This is a genomic window from Mycobacterium sp. IDUB_1 (assembly GCF_055419625.1).
Map to the genome: position 1 here is coordinate 478,994 of NZ_JBVAYA010000003.1, position 26,644 is coordinate 505,637.

Consider the following 26,644-nt stretch of genomic DNA (forward strand, 5'->3'; position numbering starts at 1 on the left):
CAACGCTGCTCACGATGGACCGGGGTCGTTGTCGGTCGTGTTAGCTTGCCCGCCTGAACGGTATCCGTCGCGCGCGGTAGTCCTACGGGTGAGTTCGACGAACATCGGTTCGTGGCCGGGCTCCGCCTCGACAGCCGACCATAGGCGGCTTCGGCCAGCGGCCGAAATGGGCAGCAGCGCAGGGTCGTCGACTACCGACAGCAGCGCGTCGAAGTCTTGCGCGGAGGCGCGCAGCGGCCGTGGATTGGATTCGTCCAGGGCGCGTGTAACGACCGCGGCCATCGGGCCCACTCCGAAGAGGCGCAGCGCAGTCTCGTAATCCCCACCGAGGATGTCGGTCAAGTCGAGCGCTTCGCGCAGCCCGACTTCGGCGGCCATGACGAAGGCGTTGGTGATCAGTTTGTACTTCACGCCCGCGCCGGCCGGACCCACCCGCTCCACCTTGCCCAGAGATACGAGCACCGGCTCTGCCTTCGCTACCGCCGCAGGGTCGCCCCCGACGAGGAACGTCACCGACTTCTCCCTGGCGTATTTCACGCCGCCGACGATCGGCGCGTCGACAACGTGGTTAGCCGAGCCAGCCTGAAATCGGACCGCGTCCAGCATGGCCGGGGTCGTCGTCGAACAGACGACGAGAACCGCATCGGGGCGCAGACCCGCCAAGATGCCATCCGCGCCGAAGTGGGCAGCGGGAATGTCGTCGGACATGACCAAGCTCAACAACACCTCTGAACGCCGGGCCGCATCAGCCGGCGACACGGCGGCCCTCGCCCCGTCCGCCACGGCGGCCTTTAACCGCTCGGGGTCGGGGTCGAATGCCCACACCTGCTGTCCTTCGGCAACGAGATGGGGAACCATCTCCGAGCCCATGTCTCCTACACCGACCATCCCAATCACGGTCATCGTCATTCTCCTTCGCTGCAAACGTAGGTCCACGAGAGCCGCAATTCCCTGATCGGATGGCTTCGTTCTCTCGTGGTCAAAGCCTATTCACGGACGAGGTTGGTGACATTGCAGCCAGCAGGAGGACCCACCGGCTGCCAGCCCCCGCTCCGCTCTATCAAAGTCGCGCCGGCACTCGTCGGCGTCGCCACCTGAGCACTAACCCATTGGCTCATGGTCGAGTGCCCCTGGGGCCGAGCAATTTTGACGACCAAGGAGCGCGACACGATCTCGTCCGCGACGACTCGTCCGAGGACCATCACGACGTCCATCTCATGGCCGGTATTGTCATGCGTGCTTGTCCGTTGTGGTGTCGGTGGTGTGGTTGTCGGAGTCGAACAGCTGCGGGATCGGTACTGGCAAGGCCCGATGTATGAGCAGGCCAGCGCAGATGGCAGCGCAGCATCCCGCGATGCCGATGCCCAGTGCCGCACGTCCTCCGTAGCTGTGGGCGACCATACCGATGAGGACAGCGCCGACCGGGGTGGATCCGACGAATGCCGTTGTCCACAACGCGGTTACACGCCCTCGCATCTGCGGCGGAGCTGCCAGTTGGATGGTGGCGTTGCCGGTCGTGAGAAAGCCGATGCTGGCTGCACCGACCAAGCCCGCGGCGGCAATCGCCGCGGCGAGGGTGGGGCTGGCAGTCAGCAGCGCCATTGCGGTGCCGAAGCCACCAGCCGCATAGATCATTCGGGCCAGCCCGGTCTGCGGCCAGCGAATCAGCACCAGTCCCGCTGCGATCGATCCGATCCCGAAGCTGGTGGTGAGCCAGCTGTACGCGTCGATCCCACCGCGCAGGGTCTGCTCGGCGAAGATTGGCAGGCTGGTTTCGAATTCGTAGGTCAAAGTTCCTACGAATACCATCATCACCAACGGGCCAAGGATGTCGCGGTTGCCGCGGGCTACCGCCAGGCCGTCGCGCAGCTGCCGTCCGGCTCGCGCCACAGCAGCGGAAGGTCGCAGAGCATCCGTGTTCAGAGCTAAGAGAGCGATGACGACCAGGGCGAAGCTGAGCGCATTGAACACGAAACACCAGCCGAGTCCGAATGCGTGGATCAATGCTGCCGCTATCGCAGGGCCTACTGCCCTCCCTACGTTGGCCAGGATGCTGTTGGTGGTGACCGCCTGACGCAGCATCGCCCTGCCCACTAGTTCGGGGATCAGCGCCATCCGGGCGGGATTGTCCAGGCAGGTCATTACGCCGAATATCATTGCGCTGACGAAGATCTGCCAAAGCGCGATGGTGTGAGCGAGCACCGATGCCCCGATGGCCAGCGACGTCACCCCAAGCGCTGAGGAGGACAGCATCAGCACGCGGCGCTTGTCGTGGCGGTCCACGATCACACCAGCGTATGCGGTACCGAGTAGAACGGGCAGGTAGCGGGTTCCCATGACCAGTCCGAGGACAGTCGCAGAATCGGTGAGCTTGAGTACCAGCAACGCCAAGGCGACCGTCTCGGCCCACGAACCGATGAGGCTGATCGACTGCCCTCCGACGAAACGGCGATAATTGGGTACTGCGAAGACAGTCAGTGCGCTTCGGATCGACTGTGGCCCAGGCGACGGCGCCCCGTTCTGCTCACCGCACGGTGAACGTGTCCGTCCGTTCGTCGAAACGGTACGACCTCCGCGCTGTCGAGACGTAGCCACCGGGTATGCCTTCGGGCTATCAGAGCAACGTGTCTGCGGCGATCACCGATGCGGAGATCGCCGCCGGAAATCCTGCGTAGAAGGCGAGGTGCGTTATCAGCGCCGATATTTCGTCCGTAGTAAGTCCGTTGTCGATTCCACGCCGCAGGTGTGCCCGCAGTTCGTCGGGTCGGTAGAGCGCGATCAGTGCGCTCAGGGTGGCGATACTGCGGTCTCTTGGGGTTAGTCGCTGGTCGGACCAGACTTGATCGTACAGAGGGGAATCGACGAGATCGGCAAGCTCGGGAGTGAATCGTCGAGCAGCGCCGCGCGGCGATGAGTCGATGTCGGTCATGAGTGTACTCCTTGAATGCGGTTGTCTGCCTGCGGATGTGGAGCCGGACGGGTCAGTCGCGAAAGCGCGGCAATATGGCTTCGACGCTCAAGACCGTTGTTCTCCTACGCGTTTGGGCTGACCGTGGTCATCAGACGGGACCGATGCTGTCCTGCCCGTCGACGGGGTTGACGCGACCGACGACGAGCGGGTCGGCCGGGGTGAACGGGAATTGCGGCAGGTTCTCGATATGGGTGCCGAAGCTGGCGGCCAGGACCTCGCGGGAGTAGGCGCTCGCCGACGCACGGTAACCGATGTCGGCGGGGGTGGGCTGGTCGAAGAAGATCAGGAAGTGCCAGGGGTCCGTGCCGGTGTTCTCGATGTGGTGCGGGTAGGCGCGGGGGATGAAGTACATGTCACCGGTGGTGAGGTTCCAGGTGTCAAGGGTGCCATCGGGATTCATCACGGTCATGCGGGCGTCACCGTGGTTGACGTAGCCCATCTCGGCGGTCACGGGATGCCAGTGGGGCTCGCGCATGCCGTCCTCGGTGACCCGCAGTGAGTACATCGACAGGTCCTTCAGCGCCGACCAGTATTGCGTGCGGGCGAAACGTGCGTTGCCCGAGACGTAGTTCAAGGGTGGTTCTTGGGCTTCGACGTCGAATTTGTGGGGGTCGTTGAAGTGTGCTGATAAGGGGATGTCGGGACGTCCCACTACAGCGGCGAGCTTGTGGTCGGCGGTGGTGCGGCGGATCTTGGCGAAGTCCGAGGACGGCAGGTCGTAGGTGTTGCCGAGTACCGCGTCGCTGAAGGCGCCGAGCGTGGCGCCGAAGCCGAAGTCCTCGGGGCGCTCGTTGCGGAAGGCGATGATGAACTCCGCGACGTCGTCACCGATGTTCTCGATGTGGTGCAGGGAGCCGGAGTCGGCGTGGAACATCTGGCCGGCCGTCACGATGAAGGTCGAGAAGTGGCTCCCGGTGTCAAGAATGGAGACCAGTGCGGTGCCGGACACGCAGTAGGTGAGTTCGTTGGCGTTGGCGTGCCAGTGCGGGGTGCGCATCGCGCCGGGATTGAGCAGCACCCGTTTGATGGACAGACCCTTGAGGATCGGTAGGTTGTCGGCGGTGACGCGGCGCATCGAGCCGAGATCGGATTCCTCCACGATCTCCCCGTCGAGCAGTGAGGCGGTGTGGACGCTGCGAGTGATGGGCGTGGTCATGATCAAGCCTCCTAGGTGTTGGCCGAGCGCGCTCTGCGGCTGACTCTTATGTTGGTCGGCCACCGCGTGCCTGTCGGCAACGCTGGCGGCAATCATGTGTGGCAGGTGGCAAGACCAGCGAGGTACCGCTAGCTGCAATGGTTCTGTGTCACATGTATCTGCGATGCTGCGCGTGGATCAGTCACCTCCCTCTGCGTGGTGGATCTGCGCGGAGACATCCTCACCGGCGAGGTCGGCGTGCAGGAACGCCCCGGATGTCGGCAGGCGCAGGTGTAGCTCGGAGGCGGTGCTGATCGCGACATGCCCGGAGTCCAAGGTGAAGTCGAGGACATGACCGCCGCTGGTGCGGGCGGCGTCGAGGAAGTGCAGGTGATAACCGGCCACCGAAATGCCCTGTTCGAACTCCGGTGTGCGGAAGCCGACGAGCACTCCGTCCACTCGTTCGAATGTCTTGACCGTTTGCCCGTCGCTGGCCTCGGTCAGCGGCGGGTAGGGCGGTGTCTGGGCCTTGACGAGGGGGCCGCTCAAAGCGTTCCTGATTCATCAGATGAACACGGCGTACTTCACTGGATAACTGTCGTATCAACTTTGGTCGTATTCCTCGGCGGTCGAAACCGCTGGCCGGGGGAGAATTGAATCGCACCGGTTCGGGGGTCCGGTGAGCAACTGCGGTAGTCGTGCCGGGCCCGTCTGGCTCAACGAAGCAGCTGCACCTGCCGCGGCTCGTGATCTGGCATCCGGCGTTCTCGTTCCTCCCGATACTTCGTGGCTTCGAAGGCATCGCGAGTCGCTGCGGTGCAGTCGAAGTGTTCATTGTTGTTGGATCTGTGCGATTCACTTTGGTAGCCGTGAGGGCCATGGCGCGAACTTGTGGACTACGGGCGGTTCAGTGCAGGAATGCGCGGCTCATCACGACTCGCTGAATTTGGTTGGTGCCTTCGTAGATCTGCGTGATCTTGGCATCGCGCATCATTCGCTCGACCGGGAAATCCATCGTGTAGCCCGCGCCGCCGAAAAGCTGCACCGCATCGGTGGTGACCTCCATGGCCACATCCGAGGCGAAACACTTTGACGCCGCCGAGATGAACCCCAGGTTTCCCTCACCACGCTCGGCTCGGGCCGCAGCGCTGTAGACCATCAGCCGTGCAGCCTCAACCTTCATCGCCATGTCGGCAAGCATGAACTGCACTCCCTGGAAGTCGGAGATGCTCTTCCCGAACTGCTTGCGGTCCTTCGTATACGCGATCGCGGCATCCAGGGCGCCTTGGGCGATGCCGACCGCCTGGGCACCGATCGTCGGACGGGTGTGATCCAAGGTCGCCAGCGCCGTCTTGAAACCGGTCCCCGGCTCACCGATTATCCGATCACCTGGGATACGGCAGTTTTCGAAGTACAACTCCGTGGTCGGCGAACCCTTGATGCCCAGCTTGCGCTCCTTGGGTCCCACAGTGAAACCCTCGTCGTCCTTGTGCACGATGAACGAGGAGATCCCGTAGGCGCCCTTGTCCGAATCGGTCACCGCCATCACCGTGTACCACGTCGACTTGCCGCCGTTGGTGATCCACGCCTTGGCGCCGTTGAGGATCCAGTCATCTCCGTCGGCCTTGGCTCGGGTTCGCATGGACGCCGCGTCACTACCGGCTTCGCGCTCGGAGAGCGCATACGACGCCAACGCCTCACCTGACGCCAACGACGGCAACACCTGCTTCTTCAGGTCATCGGAGCCACGCAGAATCAACCCCATCGTGCCCAGCTTGTTGACTGCCGGGATCAACGACGCCGAGGCATCGACGCGCGCAACCTCTTCGATGACGATGCACGCCGCCACCGAATCCGCGCCCTGCCCGCCGTACTCCTCGGGCACGTGCACTGCAGTGAAACCCGACGCATTCAGCGCCGCCAGGGCCTCATCGGGGAAGCGCGACTTCTCGTCGACGTCGGCGGCGTAGGGAGCGATCTGCCTCTCCGACAATGCGCGAATTGCCGCCCGGAGCTCGACATGCTCGTCCGGCAACTGAAATAAGTCGAAGCGTGCGTCCATGGTGGTACTTAGTACCATAAATACGGTACTAAGTACATCGATGGGCGGTACTGCCTCGCTAGGATGCGCAAATGGCGGAACTTGGCCCTCGGGAACGTTTGGTTGGCGCGGCTCTCTCCATGTTCGGCGAAGCGGGGTATGACGCCGTCACCGTCGAGGCGATTGCTCAACGCGCCGAGGTTGGGAGAACGACGCTGTTCAGACTCTTCGGCTCCAAGGAGGGACTGGTCTTCCCCGATCATGACGCGCTTCTCGCCGACGTAGAGCGACGACTGTCCAGTGCCACGGACAGCACTGTGCTCGCGGCGGTGGTCGACGCCGCCCGGCTGGTCTTTGATCACTACCTCGCGGAAGGGCAGCTCGCGCGGGCCCGATGGCGCCTCATAAGTTCGGTCCCTGCCCTCAGGGACCGTGAGATCGCGACCGTGGGTCGGTACGTGCGTCTCTTCAGGCGGCACCTCGTCACCCATCTGGCTGAGGAACAGGACGCCGCGCTTCGCGCAGAGCTCATCGCGACGGCAGTCGTGACTGCTCACAACAACGTCTTACGGCGTTGGTTGCGTGGCGAAACGGCGCAGCCGACAGCGGACTTCTTCGCAGCCATGCGCATGACCCTCGCGCTATTCGGCCGTTCGCCCGATACCCGCACTGCAGTAGTCATTTTGGAGACGAACGAACCACTGGACCTTGTCCTACCCCGACTCGAACGTGCCCTTGCCGAGGGTGCGTCAGAGGCCCGCAAGTGACGTCACCGGGTTCGAGGCGGCGGCGTTGACGAGTAAATTCTGCCCGCTCAGGGGAGGATTGTCGCGATGGGGGCAAGGGAAGGACGACCGCTGTCCGTATCGTGCATATCGGCTGGGCGACAGACGCATTCATCGGCATAGTCCTCTGACTTCCGTTGCTTCCTAATAGTTTCAGGAGGGGAGGGGCGCGGCCTACACGCCGACCGACGCCCGCTCATCCCTTACGAAGCGCGACTCCAAGGGCCCGGTAGGCGACGGCGAACATCGTCGAAGGTGGTTCCCTGCGACGAGGGTGTAACGGCGCGGCCCCTCGCGTGCGGTAATCGCAATCTCGTCCGCCGGGCGGCGCAGTTCTGAGGCTCGTCTGCACCGTAGGCCACCGCAACGACGGCCAACACAGGTATGGCCACAGGTACCCAAGCGGGTAATCGAACCGATGTGCGCCGTATCACCTAGCGACCATTGTTGGTTCATGACGAATGACGACGCTGCCGCTGTGGTCGTCGGTGGCGGATTCTCCATCGGGTACGCCACCCGTCGCCTGCGCAATCTGCAGGGACTGACCGTGCAGGCCGCCGAGGTTCAAGGGAGTCGGACTTACGGACATGTGCTTGGTCGCGTGCTTCACCCAACCCCAACCGCACCCGCAAAGTGGGATCGACAGGAATCACGGTCGAGGGTGTCGAGATGCCCATCGTCGACCTCAGGGGCGACGCCGTTACACCGGGTGAGGACGGCGAAGTACGAATTCACGGTCACCACATGATGAAGGGCTGCGGCGATCTGGCCGATGCGACGGTCGGCGGCGACGGCTACCTCTACATCGTCGACTGCAAGACGGACTTGATCCGTCGTCACGGCGTCATCGCCTATCCGCGCGAGACCGTCGAAGTGCGCTGCCAGCATGCCGAGTCGCCGAGGTCGCGGTCCCCGGATTGCCGCAAGAATCGCTCGGCGAGGACGTCGGCGCCGCGCTCGCATCGAAACTGGTGCCCGAAGTGAACCGGACGAGTGGCGCGAGTTCGTCAAGGCTCGGTCGCCGCCATAGGCGTCCCCGTCGTATGTCGATTCTGGCGGAGCAACTCAGAGGCCCCGCCGTAGTACTGCTGCGCCGCGAAATCTTCGCCCCTGCAACCGAAGTAGAGTCATCATGACAACAGGACCCATCGAACACCCCGACGAGCTTGCGGCGCCGCTCGACCTTCTGCTGGTCAACTCCACGGGTGGTATCGCCGGCAGATTGCTGCCCCGGGGCCCGTTGGTTCGGTTGGGTCTCAGCCTGGCCAAACAGCCCCGCGCGGTTGCGGGTCGTGGATCGCTCCTGGCCCGCGAACTTGGCGCGATCGCGGCCGGTAAGTCCGAACGAGTCCCCGCGAAAGCGGACAGGCGGTTCAGCGACCCAGCCTGGCGGGATAATCGGTTCCTGCGGTGGACCATGCAGTCCTACCTGGCGGCGGCCGAGACCGCCAACAACGTGTTCGACGACGCGGACCTTGATTGGCGGGACTCGGAGAAGATTCGATTCGCGCTGGACAACATCATCGAAGGTCTGGCACCGACGAACAACATGCTGATCAGCCCGTTGGGCTGGAAGGCCTTAATCGATACTGGCGGCTTGAGCGCACTGCGTGGGGTGAAGGCCTTCACTCGAGACATGCTCAGCTCGCCGCGAGTCCCCACGATGGTCGATCCGGATGCCTTCGCGGTCGGAGAGACGGTCGCCGCGACGAAGGGGGCGGTAGTACTGCACACCAGGTGTTTCGAGCTGATTCACTATGCGCCACAAACACCGACCGTGCGGGCGGTGCCGTTGCTGATCGTCCCGCCGGTGATCAACAAGTACTACATTCTCGACATTTCCCCTGGGCGCAGCATGATCGAAAACCTCGTGCAGCAGGGGCAGCAAGTCTTCACCATCTCTTGGCGCAATCCCCAGGCACGGCACCGCGAATGGGGGTCCGACACCTACGGCGCCGCCATCATCGAGGCACTTGACGCGGTCCAGAAGATCACCGGGAGCGACAGCGCACACCTGTTGGGGACCTGCTCGGGCGGAATCCTTGCGTCGATGGTCGCAGCACACCTCACTGAAATCGGGGCGGGCGACCGCATCGCGGGCCTCACGCTGGCGGTCACCGTGCTCGACCAGAGCAACGCAGGTTTCGCCTCGGCGGCCATGAGTGAACGCTCAGCACAGGCCGCGATCCGGGCATCGGCGGCCAAGGGCTACCTCGACGGCAAGGCCATGGCCGAGGTGTTCGCGTGGCTCCGGCCGACCGACCTGGTGTGGCGATACTGGGTCAACAATTACGTGCAGGGTCGCTCGCCCGGGGCGTTCGACGTGCTGTTCTGGAATGCCGACACGACACGGATGGCCGCAGCCCTGCACAAGGATCTGATCATGATCGCGCTCCGCAATGCACTGACCATCCCCGGAACGGTCACCATGCTGGGTCGCCCGGTCGACCTGTCGATGATCACCGCGGACTCCTACGTCGTGGCTGGGGTGGCCGACCACATCTCCCCGTGGCAGGCCTGCTACCGCAGTGCCCAATTGCTCGGCAGTAAGGACAACCGGTTCGTCCTCTCGACCAGCGGCCACATCGCCGCGCTGGTCAACCCCACGGGAAACCCCAAGTCGTCCTTCCGTACTGGTCACGTCGACGACTCGGCGCCAGACCAGTGGACGGCCTCAGCCGACGTGAAGTCCGATTCCTGGTGGCCTGATTACACGGCTTGGCTGGGCGAGCGTAGCGGTCCCGAGGTCGACGCCCCGCACACCCTCGGTGGCCCAGACCTTCCACCCCTGACGCCGGCACCCGGCACCTACGTCCACCAAAGCTGAATCAGTGATCGTCAGCCACCCCGCAGACAAGTACATCGCCGCCGGCGGACAGCGAATCCGGGTCCGTGTCCGCCCCGGAACCGGCGTTCCGCTGGTGTTGTGCAACGGCATCGGTGCAAGCCTCGAGGTACTCGACTCTTTCGTCGACGAACTCGACCCCAGCACCGCAATCATCCGATTCGATGTTCCCGGCACCGGGGGGTCACCGGTCTCCAACGCACCGTACGTTTTTCCGTACCTCGCCTGGGTCCTAGGCCGAGTCCTGTCGCGACTAGATGTCAGCGTGGTCGACGTGCTCGGTCTGTCCTGGGGTGGCGCCCTCGCCCAGCAGTTCGCTCTTCAAAATCCGCGACGGTGCCGACGGCTGATCCTGGTGGCCACCGGAACGGGGGCAGTCATGGTTCCGGGGCGCCCCCGTGTGCTCGCGACGATGCTCACCCCCCGTCGATTCCGTGATCCGCAATATCTGTCGTCGATCGCCGGCGACCTCTACGGAGGCGTCGCACGGCGACGTGACAACGACGTTGCGATGCTTTTCATGCATCAACTGCACGCCGGATCGAAGATGGGCTACGTGCACCAACTGCTCGCCGGATCGGTGTGGACGAGCCTGCATGCACTGCCCGCAATACGACAGCAAACGCTGCTCGTAGCAGGCACAGATGACCCGATCATTCCAGTCGTGAACGCGCGCATCATGAATCGACTATTACCGCACGCCACCGTTCACCTCCACGGCGGTGGGCACATCGACCTGGTCGCCAACGCAGCCGAACTGGCCCCAGTAATCGAGGAGTTCCTCCGCTTTCCAGGACAACCCTGACCACCAACGCGACAGGCAACAGAACGGCCGCTTGAGGTCGTCGCAGGATCACCTTGGTGGCGGCCGCCAGGCCGGCGTGCGCGTCGGAGGTGTGACCAGCCGTATTCCAGGACATGCCGTGGGCGGTCAGCGACCGCCGGAACGTCAACCAGCCGACGCCTTCCTCGGCGGTGGACACGTCGATGCCAAGGATCCCCCGGTAGCCCTCGGCGTTGACCTCCAACGGCGGTCGACGCATGCACGTCGACCACACGTCCGGCGTCACGAACCGCGAGCACCACGGAGTGGGCGGCAACGAAGTGTCGGGCCGGCATTCAGTGGCCGGGTGCGAAACGCCTCGACGGCGGTGTCGCGTTTCGTCACCGACACCTGCGACTCGACAGGCGGGTGGCCCGAGGTCCGTACCAGCCTGTCCGTCCGCCGCGTCCGGGCCCCCAGCAGATGGCAGGTCGCCGCCACGAGAGTCAGGGCCCGCTCGGCTCGCTTGCGGCGTTTCCGCCCCCAGTCCGAGAGGTGGGAACTGCGGCCCAGCATGGGGATCGTCACGCCCAATGAACCTGTGCGGGTGGCGACGCGACGATGTCGGTGCCCGTTGCGGGATTTGGTCGCTCAACGCTGCGCTCGCCGTATCCGGCCCCTTGGTGCGTCGGTCTCGGCACCCGTCAACGTGTCGACGAGCGTGGCGAGTAGCTCACGCAACACGTCGGGGTGGCACGTGGTGAGTCCATTTCGTAAATGACTGTGGTCGGCTTCTCGAAGGGTCACGCGATGATTTGCGATCACTCGGCTACGACAGGCCGGCACCGCTGATCAGGTCCGAGCGGACACCACCTTGACGGAGGCAACCATGCAATGACGTTTGACAGTCGAAAACGGCGGCATCGGTTCACGTGGCCAACAGCTTCATGTGCCGTGGCTGTGCAGTTCTGCGCACGTCTGCACCGTAGGCCACCGCGCCGACGGTCGAAACAGGTATGCCCACAGGTACCCAAGCGGGTAGTTCAACCGGTGTGCGCCGCGTCACTTTGCGGCCATTGTCAGTTCATGACGAATAATGACGTTGACGCTGTAGTCGTCGGTGGCGGATTCTCCGGCTTGTACGCCACCCACCGCCTACGCAATCTGCAGGGAATGACCGTCCAGGCCTTCGAAGCTGCACCCAGTGTCGGCGGAGTGTGGTTCTGGAACCGCTACCCCGGTGCGCGCTGCGACTTCGAGAGCATCTTCTATTCTTATTCATTCGACGAGGATCTGCAGCGGGAGTGGCGCTGGACTGAGCGCTACGCCTCCCAGCCGGAGATCATGCGATATCTCGACCACGTCGCCGACCGCTTCGATCTGCGCCGGAGCTACCAGTTCAACACCCGCATCACCTCGGTGGTGTGGGACGAGACCGCGATGCGTTGGGTGGTCGGCACCGACGACGGGCGCACCACCACTGCGCGGTTCTTCATCAACGGAGCGGGGGCGTTCTCCGTCACCAAGCCGAATGACTTCCTCGGCCAGGACGACTTTCACGGTGCAGTCCTACACACCAGTCATTGGCCGGCCGACGGGGTAGACCTCACCGGTAAGAGGGTCGCAGTGGTCGGCACGGGCTCGACCGGAATCCAGGTGATCCAGTCGATCACACCGCAGGTTGCCGAGCTGACGGTGTTTCAGCGCACCCCGAACTTCGCCTGTCCGCTCGGCAACCGGCCACTGACCGACCAGGAGTTCGATTCAGTCGTCTCCGACTACCCGCGCCTTCGCGAGGAATCGCGCAACAGCATCGCCGGGGCCGCCTATCCGCGGGCCGTCTTGCCGGCGCACGCGCACACCGCCGACGAGCAACGCCAAATGTACGACACGTACTACAACGGCGGGGGATTTCGGATGCTCGTCTCGACCTACTACGACCTGATCGTCAACCCCGAAGCCAACGCCACTGCGGCCGACTACATTCGCGACCGCATTCGGGAGCGAGTGACGAACCCGCACACCGCCGAACTGCTATGCCCGACCGATTACCCCTATGGGGCGAAGCGAGCGACGTTCGAGACCAACTACTACGAGACCTTCAACGCGCCGCATGTGCAACTCGTCGACGCACGAACCGATCCGATAGTGCGCATCACGGAGAAGGGCATCGCCACCGCGGCCGCGGAATACGAGTTTGACGTCATCGTGCTCGCCACCGGGTTCGACGTCGGCGGCGCGGGTCTGATGCGCATGGGTGTCGTCGGCCGCGATGGCGAAGCGCTGACCGATCACTGGGCGCACGGACAGCGCACCTACCTCGGCACGGCCACCAAGGGCTTCCCCAATCTGTTCCATGTCAACGGTCCGCAAAGCGCGGCCGCGTTGTTCAACAACCCGACCGCCATCGAGGACAGCGTCGACTTCATCGGTGCCCTCATCGCTCACATGGACGCCTACGGTCACACCACCGCCGAAGTGACCGAGGCGGCCGAAAACCGGTACAACGACCTCGTGCGTGAGGTCGCCGACGCGACCCTGTTCCCGAAGGCGAAGAGCTGGTACATGGGCGACAACATCGTCGGGAAGCCGCGATCGCCCCTGTCTCTGTTCACCGGTGCTCCCATGTACCGGGCGATCTGCAGCGAGGCGCGCAGCAACGCGTTCGCCGGATTCTCCTTCGACGGCGGCGATTCCGACGTCCCTCCCACGATCACGCTCGACGGCGCGTCGGTGTTCTTCCTCGCCGGCATGATGAACATGGGCATCAAACCGCTGGAGGAGTGCTCGCTGGAGGAAGCCCGCTCCACGATGGAAACCTTCAAGGCGATGCAGCTACCGCTGCCACCGGATGTCACGATCACCGACACCACCTTCCCCGGTGAGGCGGGACCGCGGGCGGCGCGGCTGTATCGACCGTCAGTGCAGGGCGCGCTTCCGGCGGTGGTGTTCCTCCATGGCGGTGGGTGGATCGGTGGCAGCCTCGAAGCGTTCGATGAGCCGTGTGCCGCACTTGCCCACCGGCTCGGTGCCCTGGTCGTGTCGCCGGACTACCGGCTGGCCCCCGAAGATCCATTCCCTGCGGGCCCAAATGACGCGTTCGCGGCCCTGCGTTGGGTCGCCGACGCCGCCGCCGCGTTGGGGGTGGATCCCGACCGCATCGCGATCGGAGGCGAGAGCGCCGGAGCAAACCTCGCCGCGGTCACGGCGCTGCGAGCCCGCGACGAGGGAGGTCCTCGACTGCGAGCCCAGGTGCTGGTGTCGCCGCCGATAGATCCTTTCGCCGACACCGAGTCCCGCACCGTCTACGCCGGTGGACCAATCATCTCCACCGAGCTCGGCGCGCGAATGTGGGCGCTGTATCTGGGTGATCTGGCCAACGCGGCCTCGCCACTTGCCGCACCCAACCGGGCCGAGGATCTTTCGGCCCTGCCGCCGGCGTTGGTGATCACCATGGGGGCCGATCCCACGCGCGACGAGGCCGAGGACTACGCCAAGGCGTTGGCCGACGCCGGCGTGCCGACGGTATGTCAGCGTTTCGACGGCTTGTTCCATACGACGCTGTCGCTGTCTGGTGCCGTCCCGCGGGCCGCGGAGATCCAACAGGCGATGTCGGACTTCCTCACTCCGCTGCTGTCGCAGGTAACCCCGACCCTGCCGGTCGCCGTCGGATGATTCCTGCGAAGGGCCGACCACTGCAAGTGAGTGTCCACCACGAAAGTCGCAGTCAGACAGCCGAAGCCACCGGAACAGTCGCAGCCATCACCGGACCCGGAACCGGTACTCACAGAGCCCGCGCGCTCAATCCCGCGGCGAAGAATGCGCGTCATACGCTTCCCGACACCGAAGGGCTCGTCGACACCGCTCACCCCACCCGCACGCTCGGCGCCGAGGTGAAGCCCGACCACCTCGACGTCGTTGAGCGGGGGGCGGTGCTGCCGCACCTCGACTGTGCCCCCGCCCCCCACGGCGTGATGCATCAGGTCGACGACAACGCAGGGTGGCCACCGCGGTATGGCGATTCTTTCCCTGGGCGGAACAGGGGGCTCTAATCGTGACCAATCTCAGCATGAATCTGGTGGCCACGGCCCGCAAGCATCCCGACCGTCCGGCCCTTCGATGCGACGATCTAAAATTGACCTACAGTCAGCTCGACGCGGCGGCCGCCCGCGTGGCCACCTTCCTCGATCGCGAAGGCATCCGGCCAGGCGACCGCGTGGGGGTGATGCTGCCCAACACCCCCGCATTCGCCGTCGTCTTCTACGGGATCCTGCGCTGCGGCGCCATCGCGGTCCCGATGAACCCGCTGCTCAAACGCCGCGAGATTGCCTTCTACCTGACCAACACCGGCGCGAAGACCCTCCTGGCCACTCCGGCTTTCGCGAAGGAGGCGACAGAGGGAGCCGCAGCAGCGACAGCGCAGTGTTGGCTGACCGACGATGCGGCCCTGGCCGCGATTACCGTCGGCCTGTTGGAGCAGCCGGTTCCCGTCGAACGCGCCGACAGCGACGTGGCGGTCATCGTTCACACCTCCGGCACAACCGGCAAACCGAAGGGCGCTCAACTCACTCACGGTGGGCTCCACCGCAACCAGGACATCGTCGCCCGCACCCTGCTCGAAGCAGACCCCGACGACGTCATCCTGGGTTGCCTCCCGATGTTTCACGTTTTCGGCATGACTTGTGCGCTGAACACAGCGGTGGCGGCCGGCGCCATGCTCACCCTGATGACACGGTTCGACCCACGCAAGGCCATCGAGGTGATCGCGCGCGACTCCGTCACCATCTTCGAGGGCGTACCGACGATGTACTCCGCGCTGCTCAGCGTTTCCGACGACGTTGCCTCGGACGCGACCACATCGCTGCGCGTCTGCGTCTCCGGTGGATCCTCGCTGCCGGTTGCCGTCCTCACCGATTTCGAAAACGCATTCCAGGCAACGATCTTGGAGGGATATGGACTGTCGGAGACCTCGGCGGTCGCAAGCTTCAACTATCCCGACCGGGTCCGCAAACCGGGTTCGATCGGAGCGCCCATCGAAGGCGTGCAGATGCGCGTCGTCGACGACAACGGCGAGGAAGTGCAACAGGGCGCGGTCGGGGAAGTTCAGATCCGCGGCCACAACATCATGAAGGGCTATTGGAACCTGCCTGAGGCGACCGCTGCCGCGATTTCCCCTGATGGATGGTTCGCCAGCGGCGACATCGGAACGGTAGACGAGGACGGCTACTTCAGCATCGTCGACCGCAAGAAGGACTTGGTCATCCGCGGCGGCATGAACGTCTACCCGCGCGAGATCGAGGAAGTCCTCTACGAGCACCCAGCTGTCGCCGAAGCAGCGGTCATCGGACTGCCGCACGAAACACTCGGCGAGGAGATCGGCGCAGCAGTATCGCTCAAGGCCGACGCACTAGTCGACCCCGACGAACTCCGCGAGTTCGTCAAGAGCCGGGTCGCCGCTTACAAATACCCGCGCCACGTCTGGATCGTCGACGAGCTGCCCAAAGGACCCACCGGCAAACTGCTCCGCCGCGAAATCACCGCTCCAAGTATCGAAGGCACCACACCGCAATGATTTCGACCCGGGAACCGCGGACTAGCCACGCCCGGCGAGGCGGCCATGATGGACTCCGACGGCGCCTATGACATCCCTCACACGATGGCCGTAGATCACGTCGAGCGCCTTCACGCCGAGAACGACATCGCCGCCCCATCGCCGTGCGGGTGCCGTTCTACCCCCCAGGTCGCCCCGCCGCCGCGACCACCGCCCCCACCCTGGTCCAGATCGCCACCAACGACGACGTGACGCCCTTCGCCAAAGCGCTTCAAGTGGCCCGCCGCATCCCCCAGAGCAAAGTCCTCACCCACGACTGCAACCACTTTGAGCCGAACCTCGACCGGACTGCGAGCCATTCGCCTACGACCAGCTCGACTTCCCCCGAGAAATTGTGCCCCACGGGGCGTGAGACCACGGGCACGGTCTCGGCGACACGGAGTGCCTGGACCATCACCCGCCCGCTGCCGACCCATCGACGACAACTGGGGATACACCACATGACTCGCTACCACCTCGACGGACGCACCGTGGCCATCACCGGATCCACCGGCGGGCTCGGCGCCGCACTGGCCCAAGCACTACGCGCCCGCGGCGCGAACCTCGTCCTGCTCGACGTCGACGAAACCCAGGTCGCCGCGCAAGCCGAGACGCTCGGTGGTCCGATTGTCGCATTCTCCGCCCGCGTGGACGTCCGCGACCTCACCAGTCTGGAAGCAGCCATGGCACTGGCAGCCACACACTTCGGCCGCATCGACGTCGTCATCGCCAACGCCGGCGTGGCGCCCGTCGGGACCCTGGAAACCCTCGACCCCGCTGAATTCAACCGTGCTGTCGACGTCAACCTCAACGGGGTGTGGCGCACGTTCCGTGCTGGGCTGCCCTACGTCGAGAAGCAACATGGAGTCCTGTTGGCCATCTCCTCGATGGCGGCGTTCGTCCACTCACCGCTGCAATCGCCCTACACCGCAAGCAAAGCCGGGGTGTGGGCAATGTGCGACACCATCCGACTCGAACTGCGTCACCGGGGAGTGGCCGTCGGCAGCGTGCACCCCACCTTCTTTCCCACGCCCATGCTGGCCGCGGCGCACGACGATGCAGCCGCCAGATTGCTGTGGGGTGGAAACACCGGCGGCCTATTCAAGATGATCACCCTGGAACTCGTCGTCGAGGAGATCGTCGCCGGCATCGAACGCCGAGCCAAGACCATCATCGTGCCCAGGAGAAACACTCTGATCGCCAAGACCCCAGGCATCTTTCGACCGCTCATCGAGCGACTTGGCTTCAAAGACAGCATCATCGCCCAGGCAAGTGCCCTCTCCCGAGACAGCGCTCTAAGCAAGGCGAAGCCCTGACCGCTGGAGCACGGCCCAAAATTTTGCGACGGGCGAAGCGGAGCCGTCGACCGTCGCCGATCTGCCACACCATCACTCTGCGGCGTGGGGACCGCCGGTCAGACACACCAACCGACCCGGTCGGTGTGGTTGTTGGTTCAGCACCGAGGGCGCGGCCGGAGAGGCTTACCATCCTTTCATGAGTGCGCTACGACCGAGCCGAGGGGGAGAGCGGATCGGGCCGTCGTTGAACCGGCTCGTGGCCCGCAGGCACGACCTCGACCAGGCGCAACGCACACTGTCGGATGCCCGGCTGCTGACTTTCACCGGCCCCGGGGGAGTGGGCAAGACGCGGTTGGCGCTTGAGTTGGCCTTCCGGGCCGCCGACCGCTTCCCCGACGGTGCGTGGCTGGTGCGGCTCGGTGAGCTTGGCGTTGGTGCCGACGTGACCGACGTCGAGGCCGCCATCCTCAATGCGCTGGGGGTCAGCGACCAGTCCGCGACGGCGCCCCGCCAAAAGCTTGTCACCTTCCTCCGCGACCGCAAGTTGCTGTTGGTGACCGACAACTGCGAGCACGTCTTACCGGCCCTGCGTGTCTTGGTGCCGCTCCTGCTGCGCGAGGCATCGCAGATCCGCGTCATCGCCACCAGCAGAGAGCCGCTCGGTGTCGAGGCCGAGGTACTACGACCCGTGCTGCCACTAACCGTCCCCGAACTGGCCACGCCTGCCGAGCAATTGATCGCCGACGGTTCGGTGAGTCTTCTGGTGGAGCGCGCGGCAGCGGTGGACCCGGACTTTGACATCACCGACGACAACGCGGCCGCTGTCATCGAGCTGTGCCGACTCCTGGAAGGTGTCCCGTTGGCCATCGAGCTGGCGGCCGCGAAGATGCGCGCACTAACCGTCGAGCAGCTGGTCCAACGGTTCGGCCAACGCACTACCGAACTCACCGCGGCCCAAGGGCTTCAGGGTCCCCGACACCGATCACTGCGGGCGATGGTCGACTGGAGTTTCGAACTGTGCACCACCACCGGCCAAGTGCTATGGCGGCGGATGGCGGTCTTTCCCGCAAGTTTCGACCTCGACCTGGCCGAGTCGGTCTGCGCCTTCGGCGAGCTGCAACCTGCCGACGTAATCGACACCATCGAGCGTCTCGTCGGGCAATCGGTTCTGTTGACCAGTCGCGGCGCAGGCACCATGCGATACCGGTTGCCCGCAGCGGTCCGCGAGGTTGCAGCCGAACTGGCCGAGCACGCCGGAGAAACCACGCAACTGCAGCGCCGTCACCGCGACGCCATGCTGGAGCGGGCCGAGCGCACTGTCCAGCGGTGGTGTGGGCCCCAGCAGGCTGACCTGATCGAACAGATGGGCCTCGACCACGCCAATTACGTTGCGGCGCTGCAAGGGAGTGCGACTACACCAGGTGAGGAGCGGACGGCTCTTCGGCTCATCGCAGCGCTTCGCTACCACTGGCTATCAGGAGGGCATCTGGCCGAAGGTCGCACGCGTGCCGAAACGGCGTTGGCGACGACACGCGAGCCGTCTCCCGACCGCTTCGGCTGCCTGTGGGTGGCGACATGGATCGCGCTGGTACAAGGCGACCACGCTCAAGCCAGACAGTGGCTCGACGAACTCACCGTTCTTGCAACGGACCTGAGCCTTCCCGGGCTGGATCGCCATGTCGATCACTGGACGGCGTTGCTGGCGATGTTCACCGGCGACGTCGACCATGCGCTGCCGCTGTTCGAGCGCGCGGTCGAGGGACACCGCGCCGCGAGTGACCCGGAGATGGAACTCGCCGCACGGTACATGCTCGTCGGCGAACTCGCGCTGGCCGGTCGGGCCCAGGAGGCTCTGGCGTTCAGCTCCGAGACCGTGGCGATGTGCGAGCGGCATGGGGAGAAGAACGCACGGGCGTACGTGGATTGGGCTGCAGGAGTGGCCTTGTGGACGCTCGGGAGGTTCGACGAGGCCGAGCAGCACGCTCGCCGCGTGTTGACTGTCTTTCGGACGATGTCCGATGGCATTGGCGTTGCACTCTCGACCGAGCTGCTATTTTGGATTGCCCGCGATCGCAAACAGGTCGCCCGTGCGGGCACGCTTTCGGCGGCAGCGCGCTACGTGTGGCGCTCGTTGGGCACGTCCTACGACGCCTTCGGACCACAGCTGTCGGGATTCATCGAGGCCAACGCCCTGCCGCCGCAAGGCGGAACACCGGAGGCCGATCCTTCGGATGTGCCGCGCCGGTTCCGCGATCTCGACGATGTGATCGATTTCGTTCTCGGCGTTGCCGAGGGTCGCCGCGGCGTTCGCTCAGCGACCGTGGGCCTGCTGACCCCGCGGGAGCTGGAAGTGGCGGGTCTCATCGAATCGGGACTATCCAACCGCGAAATTGCGGCGCGGCTCGTGATTTCCAAGCGCACCGCGGACGGCCATGTCGAACGGATCCTCGCCAAGCTGGAATTCAGTTCGCGCGCGCAAGTTGCCGCATGGATGGCACGGCGCGCGTCATAACGGCGAGCCGCGCCGACAATCCGGGTCGGGTCCCACGTCAATTGCAACATCGGGTGCGGGTTACGAGGACACCCATATTTGTGGAGCGGATGAAGGCCGCAGCTGCGCAGGCGCATTGAAGGCCGCAGCGTCACGGTTGTGAAAGTTCGTCGCCGCCCGTCGCACGGGTGGCATCGCAACTCGATGTGGATCGCAGGCCCTGCCCAATCGAGCGAGACCGGACAGCCGCGGGGACGGCCCGCACCCTCCGGGCAGTGCGGTGCGGAGCGAAACATATTGCGAAACAGCTGCTGTCACTTACAACTTGACATAATGTGGCTTATCGGTAGATCACCGTAGCAGCTTTAACGCTGATGATCTGAGCCCAATCCGGAACTAGTTGTGTCCGATCCGGAACAAGTTGAGAGTAATCCGGGAAGATCTGAGAGCTGTCCGATTTCTCGCCCTCCGTTCCAGAACTATCTGACAGTGACACCCGCCCAGGTCCTAGCCCATGTACCTGCGGATGTTCGCCAGCGCAACCATGGCGCTGAGTCTGAATCCACGACTATCTGACAGCGCCGGACGGGACGATCGACAGTCCAGAACTACCTGACAGCGGCGGACACTCCGCAGCATCGAAACCCCTGCGCCCCGAGCCCAATTCGTCACTGTGACGTTACCGTCGTGATGCGGCGCCTTCTATTCGCCCAGCCCTCAACCGCGCGGATAGCAACAAGATGGATAACGTTGATTATCCATCATTTATCTGGAAGCCTGATGCAGTGTCGAACGAGACAGATGATCTCGGACTCTCCGTCGCCGCAGACGCGCGCCAGGCCGCCTCCGTGTCGGCGAGTACCGACGAGATCCCCGAATGGTTCCAGCAGTTCTTGGACCACCGGCAAGCCAGTAAACCCTCGGCGCACACGATGAAGGCCTATCAGCGAGACTTCGTCGCCATCGCCAAACTGCTCGCAAACGGTGAACCAATCCAGCTCAGTCCAGCTGACATAACTCGCGATTCAATGCGTGCAGCATTCGCGGCATTTGCCGCCGATCACGAAGCTGCGTCGATCCGGCGCTGCTGGTCCACATGGAATGTGTTGTGCACCTTCCTCTATACAAACGAACTGTTGGCGGCCAACCCTATGCAGCTCGTTGGGCGCCCAAAGTTGAAGAAGCCGCTGCCGAAGGCGCTCCCCCGGACCGCGGTGGAAGCGCTGCTCTCTGCTGTCGCGCACGAACATGATCCTCGCCAAACAGACTGGCAGGAAAGGGATCTCGCGCTCATTCTCACTGCACTTCTAGCGGGCCTCCGGGCAGAAGAACTCCGGCTGGTCGATGTTGGGGACGTGAGGACGCTCGACGACGGTTCCGCCGTGGTCAATGTGAAAGGCAAAGGCGGCAAAGAGCGCAATGTCCCGATCGAGGCGGCGCTGCTGGACGTGATCGGTACGTACATGGCGAGTCGTGCCGCGCGGTTACCCCAAGGCAAGAAACGGTCATCTACGTCGAAAAGCACGCCACTGTCGGGATGGCCAGCTTCCGCACCGCTATTCGTAGGTCGAGATGGTGAACGAATCACGCGTGGCACGCTGCAATCTCGCATCAAGCGCGCCTTCAAGCGCGCAGGACCGGATGCACGCCCAGTGCCGGGCGCTTTGGTACACGGCCTGCGTCACACCTATGCCACTGAGCTCGCCACCTCGAATGTCAGCGTCTATAGCCTCATGAAGCTCCTCGGCCACGAGTCGATGACGACATCGCAGCGCTACGTAACGGCCGCAGGTATCGAAACTCGAGGTGCTGCAGCGCAGAACCAGTTGTACTCGCTAATCACCGAGCCCAATGCCGCCGCTGGTCGAGCATAGGGCGGAGCGGAAGCTCGACGTTCCTGACCTCTGGATGGCCGACCGTAGGCTCGCCTTCGACGTCACGCGTACGACGGTTGGCAAGTCCCGCACGGCGGGATCGGCTTCCGCACGGTGTTTGCGGCCCACTCTTCGGCGTCGACCAACTCGCCAGCGCACACCTTGACGTACGCACCGGTCCACGGCCCGTTGTGCGGATTCTGACCGCTGATGGTGCGGCACGTGGCGTGATGCACCCGTGCGGTGGACACGCTGTAGTTGCGAGCGATGTTCACGACGAAGCCTTCGGGGTTGGTGGCGAGCCAGGCCAGATAGCCGGCGTCGTCGTCCCGGAACTCGTGTGCGCGGGTGCGCGGGTGCGCGGGTGCGCCCCGGCGAGTACATCGACTGGCTCGACGTTGCCAACCTCGCCAACTGGCTTTTGTGAGAAGTCGAGCGAGCTGTGCTCGCCGACACTGGTGGTTTCAGCCGATGCGTAGATGCCCACCGCAACCTTGTTGCCGGCGAATTGATCCGCGGTGCAGTGCAGGCCGAGCTCGGTGATTCGGCCGTCGCGGGGATGCCATGCGCGATCTGGCCGGGTACGACCCAGCAGGGGGTCGAGCGCATCGATCGTCTGCTTCCACAGGTTCAGCCATTTACGGCGTGGACCGACCACGAAGGACAATTCGAGCCGAACTGGTCCATCCGGTAGCACGGCGGCGCCGAAGACGGCGTCGTGGATCGCCTCCTTGTACGCAATGCTCGAGGCCGAGGCTGCAGTCGTCGCGACAACCACATCGGCGGCTTCAGGTGCAGGCACTTCTCGGGCCGCACAGATCCGCACCGACGACTCTTCGCCATACCGCTTCGTGCACCACACCGACACCAAGTCGGGATCGCGAAGGCGAGTTGCGAGCGGATAAGCATAGTTGTCGAGGTCGCTGGCTTCGAGCAGGTCTCGTGAACTCGGTAAACCGACGTCAAGGCGCAGTGCCCAGGGGCCGTTGACCTGTAGGCCGGCGATCAACGCCTCGGTGTCATCCAGGTAAGCCCGCAGTCGAATTTGATCTAGGTCGTCGGCCTTGTTCCATGACGCGAGCCGCGGCGCGACTCTTAGCTCCAGCGGGAGATTCTCAGGACGTGCAAACCAGCGCATGGGAACAAAATAGCGTGGCGCGCCGACATGACCGAGGCGGAATCAAAGCAAACCAGCAGCATAGATTCGGGGATTCTCGACGCTACGAGTGCGGCGTTTACGGCTGGTGTGGTGGCGTTTCCGATGCGGTCGGTCTCGGATCTGTCAGCAAACTGCGGAAAGTCAAGTCAACTGGATGTTAACCGTTCTCAGAGGGGCGAACGAACACTAATTTGCTGGGCGGCGCAGTCCACAATTATTACCTATAGGCGACACTCGGACTCGTATCGACGAACTACGCGCCGACGCTAGGACACGCACCAGAAGGCTCCTACCTCGCCAAATATCTGATGCTTCTGTCTAGCAGTGGAATACAGGGAGACCTATCACATGGGAGACTCGGGTCCAGCAGCCGTTGGCATTCAAAAATCATCCCGGGGAAAATGGTGCGATAGATCCTCTCATCTCGGCAAAGCCGTCCAAAGCGGTAGTTGCTGCAACCCTTGTGCGGATCTGTCATTTTGTGCTCAACTGACGTTGCTAGTTCCGGTGAGGAGGCAGGCACTTCAGCCTGCACGAACGCACGGCGCTCGACGCATGCGCTCATCGGAGGCACTCGAACGCTCTGGTCAACGAGGAGGTGACGCCGCACAAGCAACTCAAATTGTGACCCGCTGACGGGGCGTTACCGATCCCCAGACGCTGAAGAAGCCGGGCTGGTATCCCGGCTTCTTCGGTGCGGCACTGCGCCGCTGATAACTCACTTCACCCCTTGAGAGGGAGACATGCTTATTTCAGCGTGCTTTCGGCATGATGTCAACCCCCGCTTCGCATCCTGGCCCTCGCCTTCGTCGAGTGCTGCAGGTCCCGATGGCTGGCGGGCACGGGCGTGACGGCACCGCCGGTCCCCACGGAAGGGACACTGCCCGTCAATGAAGCGCCCTACACGATGGTTCTTTACGAGGATCCGACGACTGGGCATCGCGTGCGAGCCCGTCTCACGCCTGAGGTTTCGCGCGTGCCGTTCGAGTTATGCAGGCCAATCCGGAGCTTCCCGGCATACCGTGGTCGCCGTTCCCATCAAGGGAGGTACTGGTTTTCGCGTTCACAAGGCCACGTTAGTTTTGAGTCGCGGTTTGAGATGACTGCCCTGATGACGGTCGACTTTCGCGGCGACGCAACCGCGGTCAGCTCCAACCCTTTTTGGCTGCTGTGGCCGAAGGGGCAGACGTACCACCGGCACGCTCCAGACTTCTTCCTCCGACGGCGCGACGGATCGGCTCTCGTTATCGACGTCAAGCCAGCAGATCGTGTCCGGGAGAAGGATCGGCTCCAGCATCAACGCACCCGCCACGTATGTCGCGATTTGGGTTGGGAATACGAAGAATTCACCACGATCGACTCGACTGAAGAACGCAATCTGCGACTGCTATGCGCCTACCACCATCCGCGGTTCGCGCCATCAGCAGCCGCACGAACCGCCATCGCTACCTGCGTGAAGCGATCAGGGCGCAACGGCGTGCAATTCGGCGAGCTGATTGACAACGCTTCAGACAGCGCAGAACTGGACGACAGTCATCTCATCTGCAGCACCTACCACATGATCTGGAACGGAGAGGTTCACGTCGATCTGGCCCAACCACTGACCTGGACCACGGTGATCACGCCGTGATCGAACTGCATATCGGCGATATCATCGAACTTCGCGGCCAGAGTTGGCATATCCGCGACAGTGACGGCATCGCCCTTCGGCTCAAGAGTCTCGATGACGGCAGCGACGTCACCTTGCCGGTAGCGATGCTGCTCTGCGACGATTCCTTCGTCGGTCCCGACGCCTCCGGACCAAGTATCGCCGATCAGAGACTGTTGGACCTTGCCACCGTCAAGCAGCGACGAGATGCTCAGTTCTGGTACGAGCACCTATCCGACATCAAACACGCCATGGAACAGCCAGATCAAGGACAGGCCTCTTATGACCTCCCGAGAGAAACTGTAAGAGAACGGCTTTCGGAGAAGCGCGCCGAGCTGCGAGGCCTCGGCCGGCAGGTTTCCATGACCACCATGTGGCGTAAATGGCAGCGCTTCAGCAATGCGGGCCTGCTTGGCTGTGTCGATCAGCGCGGCATGCCAGGTCACATACGTCTGTCCGGGGTGCACGAGCGCGTAATCGTCACCCTGGAGATGGTGAAGGCGCTTTACGTGGACAAGTCGACGCCTACCAAGAAGCAGATCATCGAGATCGCTGGGCGTCGCCTCCGTGACGACAACGTGCCGGTGCCGTGCAGGTCATCCTTGTACGCCTTGCTGACCGCACTTGACCGCGGTGAGCACACCACCGGCGACGCGACGTCCCGCCGCAGTCACGCGAACAGTCCCGACCGAGCGTTCTCGAAGATCGTCGCCTTGTATCCCGGCGAAGAAGTGCAGCTCGACTCCACACCGCTTGACGCGATGGCCCTGCTGCCCGATGGCCAGCCATGCCGTATCGATCTGGCTGCCGGAATCGACGTTGCCACACTAAGCATCACCGCGGCGATTCTCCGCCCGAATGCATGCAAAACCGTTGACGCGATCGAACTCTGGGCCAACTCCTGTATCCCGCAGCAGATGTTGCCAGGCTGGAGTGAGAATATGACAGTCGCGCGAAGCTACCTGTCGGACAAGCTATCCCCCCAGATCGACCTCGATAGGGCACTCGAGAACAAGCCTGTCATCGACGTGCGCGGTGTTGTCGTTGATCGCGGCAAGATCTTTGTGTCGAAAACCTTCGAGCGAGCTACCGAACTTCGGGGAGTTCATCCTCGGGTTGCGCCGCCGCACGCGCCCACCGCCAAGCCTCATATCGAACGCTTACTCAAGACCATCGGCGATGACTTTGTCCGATGGATACCAGGATACAAAGGGCGCTCGGTCAGCCATCGGGGCCGAAACCCGGAGAAGGACATTGTGTGGCCGCTGTTCCTACTTCAGGCGCTGCTCGACGAATGGGTCATCACCGTGTATCAGAACCGTCCCCATTCAGGGCTTCACCTGACAGCGGCTCCGCGGATGAAGCTCTCTCCCAACGCCATGTATCGAGCCATGTCGGAAGTGGCGCCAACACCAGTGCGGACGATGACACGCGACGATTGTATCTCGCTGCACCCCTACAAGTTTCGCTGTATCAACCGCTACGGCGTCAACCTGGAGAACCTTATCTATAACGTTGACTCACCTCGTTTCCACCGGATGCGACGAACGAAATCATTGAATTCCAAACAGAATGGCAAGTGGGAGGTCCGCTACGACCCCAACAATCTGATGCGAATCTGGGTGCGAGACGAATCCCTAGCGTTCGACGCGCAGGGTCAGCGCAGGGTCGAAGACAAGGGCTGGATCGAGTGCCGCTGGGTTCTGGCCGACTATGTGACCATTCCGTTCGGGGTCGACATGGTGAAGGCGGTCCGTCGAGACATAGGCAAGAAACCAACCGACAAGGATGTGCTTAAGCGCGCAGAGCAGATTCATCGTCAATTGCTCGGCGGCCCATCGGAACCCAAAGCTCGACCGCTCTCACGAGCCGAGGCGTCAGCCGGCCGCGCCAACCTTGCGCGACAAGAACTCAGCGGCGGCCCTCCCCCTGATGCCGTTGCGTCCGGACAAGGCGACGACACTCTCGTCGACTCGGTCGTTAAGCCCGCGGCCGGACCAGTCGAGCCTATGCGCCCGATGCGCCTGTCGGATGGGTGGTGAAT

The 26,644-nt window shown here is 63.6% G+C and carries 18 protein-coding genes and 1 pseudogene; 11 read left to right on the forward strand and 8 right to left on the reverse strand.

Translation table 11 applies throughout. From position 1 onward, the window contains the following. Window positions 1-9 precede the first annotated feature (9 nt). The 6 genes from ACZYYX_RS19610 to ACZYYX_RS19635 all read right to left on the reverse strand — a co-directional run bounded on the left by ACZYYX_RS19610 (window position 10) and on the right by ACZYYX_RS19635 (window position 6,168). Window positions 10-909, reverse strand: a complete 900-nt coding sequence (locus ACZYYX_RS19610) for an NAD(P)-dependent oxidoreductase (RefSeq protein WP_463816263.1) — start codon at window positions 907-909, stop codon at window positions 10-12. Between the two features lie 321 nt (window positions 910-1,230). Next, window positions 1,231-2,595 carry an MFS transporter gene (locus tag ACZYYX_RS19615; RefSeq protein ID WP_463816264.1) on the reverse strand — a complete coding sequence of 455 codons (1,365 nt, stop codon included), beginning with the start codon at window positions 2,593-2,595 and terminating at the stop codon, window positions 1,231-1,233. Window positions 2,596-2,614: 19 nt separating this feature from the next. Then, entirely contained in the window at window positions 2,615-2,929 is a 315-nt protein-coding gene (locus ACZYYX_RS19620; protein WP_463816265.1) for a carboxymuconolactone decarboxylase family protein, read from the reverse strand. A gap of 130 nt (window positions 2,930-3,059) precedes the next feature. Then, window positions 3,060-4,127, reverse strand: a complete 1,068-nt coding sequence (locus tag ACZYYX_RS19625; RefSeq protein ID WP_463816266.1) for a cupin domain-containing protein — start codon at window positions 4,125-4,127, stop codon at window positions 3,060-3,062. 177 nt (window positions 4,128-4,304) lie between these two features. After that, window positions 4,305-4,655, reverse strand: a complete 351-nt coding sequence (locus ACZYYX_RS19630; RefSeq protein WP_463816267.1) for an acetolactate decarboxylase — start codon at window positions 4,653-4,655, stop codon at window positions 4,305-4,307. A 358-nt stretch (window positions 4,656-5,013) separates the two neighbouring features. Further along, complete coding sequence (locus ACZYYX_RS19635; RefSeq protein ID WP_463816268.1) at window positions 5,014-6,168, reverse strand: acyl-CoA dehydrogenase; 1,155 nt, start codon at window positions 6,166-6,168, stop codon at window positions 5,014-5,016. Between the two features lie 71 nt (window positions 6,169-6,239). Between ACZYYX_RS19635 and ACZYYX_RS19640 the strand changes: the two genes are divergently transcribed. The 4 genes from ACZYYX_RS19640 to phaZ all read left to right on the forward strand — a co-directional run bounded on the left by ACZYYX_RS19640 (window position 6,240) and on the right by phaZ (window position 10,582). Continuing rightward, window positions 6,240-6,914: a TetR/AcrR family transcriptional regulator gene (locus ACZYYX_RS19640; RefSeq protein ID WP_463816269.1), complete on the forward strand. Its 675-nt coding sequence runs from the start codon at window positions 6,240-6,242 to the stop codon at window positions 6,912-6,914. A gap of 687 nt (window positions 6,915-7,601) precedes the next feature. Continuing rightward, window positions 7,602-7,916, forward strand: coding sequence for a hypothetical protein (locus tag ACZYYX_RS19645; RefSeq protein ID WP_463816270.1), 315 nt, complete (start codon window positions 7,602-7,604; stop codon window positions 7,914-7,916). Window positions 7,917-8,064: 148 nt separating this feature from the next. Next, entirely contained in the window at window positions 8,065-9,759 is a 1,695-nt protein-coding gene (locus tag ACZYYX_RS19650) for a PHA/PHB synthase family protein (RefSeq protein ID WP_463816271.1), read from the forward strand. A gap of 4 nt (window positions 9,760-9,763) precedes the next feature. Next, window positions 9,764-10,582 carry a poly(3-hydroxyalkanoate) depolymerase gene (phaZ, locus tag ACZYYX_RS19655; RefSeq protein ID WP_463816272.1) on the forward strand — a complete coding sequence of 273 codons (819 nt, stop codon included), beginning with the start codon at window positions 9,764-9,766 and terminating at the stop codon, window positions 10,580-10,582. A gap of 58 nt (window positions 10,583-10,640) precedes the next feature. On the opposite strand, the pseudogene ACZYYX_RS19660 reads toward phaZ, so the two are convergent. After that, window positions 10,641-11,347, reverse strand: a pseudogene (locus ACZYYX_RS19660) (transposase); the annotation flags it as partial. Between the two features lie 279 nt (window positions 11,348-11,626). On the opposite strand from ACZYYX_RS19660, the gene ACZYYX_RS19665 reads away from it, so the two are divergent. The 5 genes from ACZYYX_RS19665 (at window position 11,627) to ACZYYX_RS19685 (ending at window position 21,793) form a co-directional block, all read left to right on the forward strand. After that, window positions 11,627-14,215, forward strand: coding sequence for a flavin-containing monooxygenase (locus ACZYYX_RS19665; RefSeq protein WP_463816273.1), 2,589 nt, complete (start codon window positions 11,627-11,629; stop codon window positions 14,213-14,215). Window positions 14,216-14,594: 379 nt separating this feature from the next. Continuing rightward, on the forward strand, window positions 14,595-16,112 hold the full coding sequence (locus ACZYYX_RS19670; protein WP_463816274.1) for a long-chain-fatty-acid--CoA ligase: 1,518 nt from the start codon (window positions 14,595-14,597) through the stop codon (window positions 16,110-16,112). 149 nt (window positions 16,113-16,261) lie between these two features. After that, the gene (locus ACZYYX_RS19675) at window positions 16,262-17,446 is read left to right on the forward strand and encodes an SDR family NAD(P)-dependent oxidoreductase (RefSeq protein WP_463816275.1); all 1,185 of its coding nucleotides are present in this window, start codon (window positions 16,262-16,264) and stop codon (window positions 17,444-17,446) included. Between the two features lie 178 nt (window positions 17,447-17,624). Further along, entirely contained in the window at window positions 17,625-19,940 is a 2,316-nt protein-coding gene (locus tag ACZYYX_RS19680; protein WP_463816276.1) for an ATP-binding protein, read from the forward strand. A 719-nt stretch (window positions 19,941-20,659) separates the two neighbouring features. Beyond that, on the forward strand, window positions 20,660-21,793 hold the full coding sequence (locus tag ACZYYX_RS19685) for a tyrosine-type recombinase/integrase (protein ID WP_463816277.1): 1,134 nt from the start codon (window positions 20,660-20,662) through the stop codon (window positions 21,791-21,793). Window positions 21,794-22,064: 271 nt separating this feature from the next. On the opposite strand, the gene ACZYYX_RS19690 is transcribed toward ACZYYX_RS19685, so the two are convergent. Then, a complete protein-coding gene (locus tag ACZYYX_RS19690) occupies window positions 22,065-22,931 on the reverse strand; it encodes a hypothetical protein (RefSeq protein ID WP_463816278.1) in 867 nt (288 codons plus the stop codon). A 928-nt stretch (window positions 22,932-23,859) separates the two neighbouring features. Between ACZYYX_RS19690 and ACZYYX_RS19695 the strand changes: the two genes are divergently transcribed. Together ACZYYX_RS19695 and ACZYYX_RS19700 are read left to right on the forward strand one after the other, a co-directional pair. Further along, window positions 23,860-24,582, forward strand: coding sequence for a TnsA-like heteromeric transposase endonuclease subunit (locus ACZYYX_RS19695; RefSeq protein ID WP_463816516.1), 723 nt, complete (start codon window positions 23,860-23,862; stop codon window positions 24,580-24,582). Beyond that, window positions 24,579-26,642 (forward strand): Mu transposase C-terminal domain-containing protein, encoded by a 2,064-nt coding sequence (locus tag ACZYYX_RS19700; protein WP_463816279.1) that lies wholly within the window; start codon window positions 24,579-24,581, stop codon window positions 26,640-26,642. Before ACZYYX_RS19695 ends, ACZYYX_RS19700 begins: the two co-directional genes overlap by 4 nt. The last annotated feature ends 2 nt before the right edge of the window (window positions 26,643-26,644 follow it).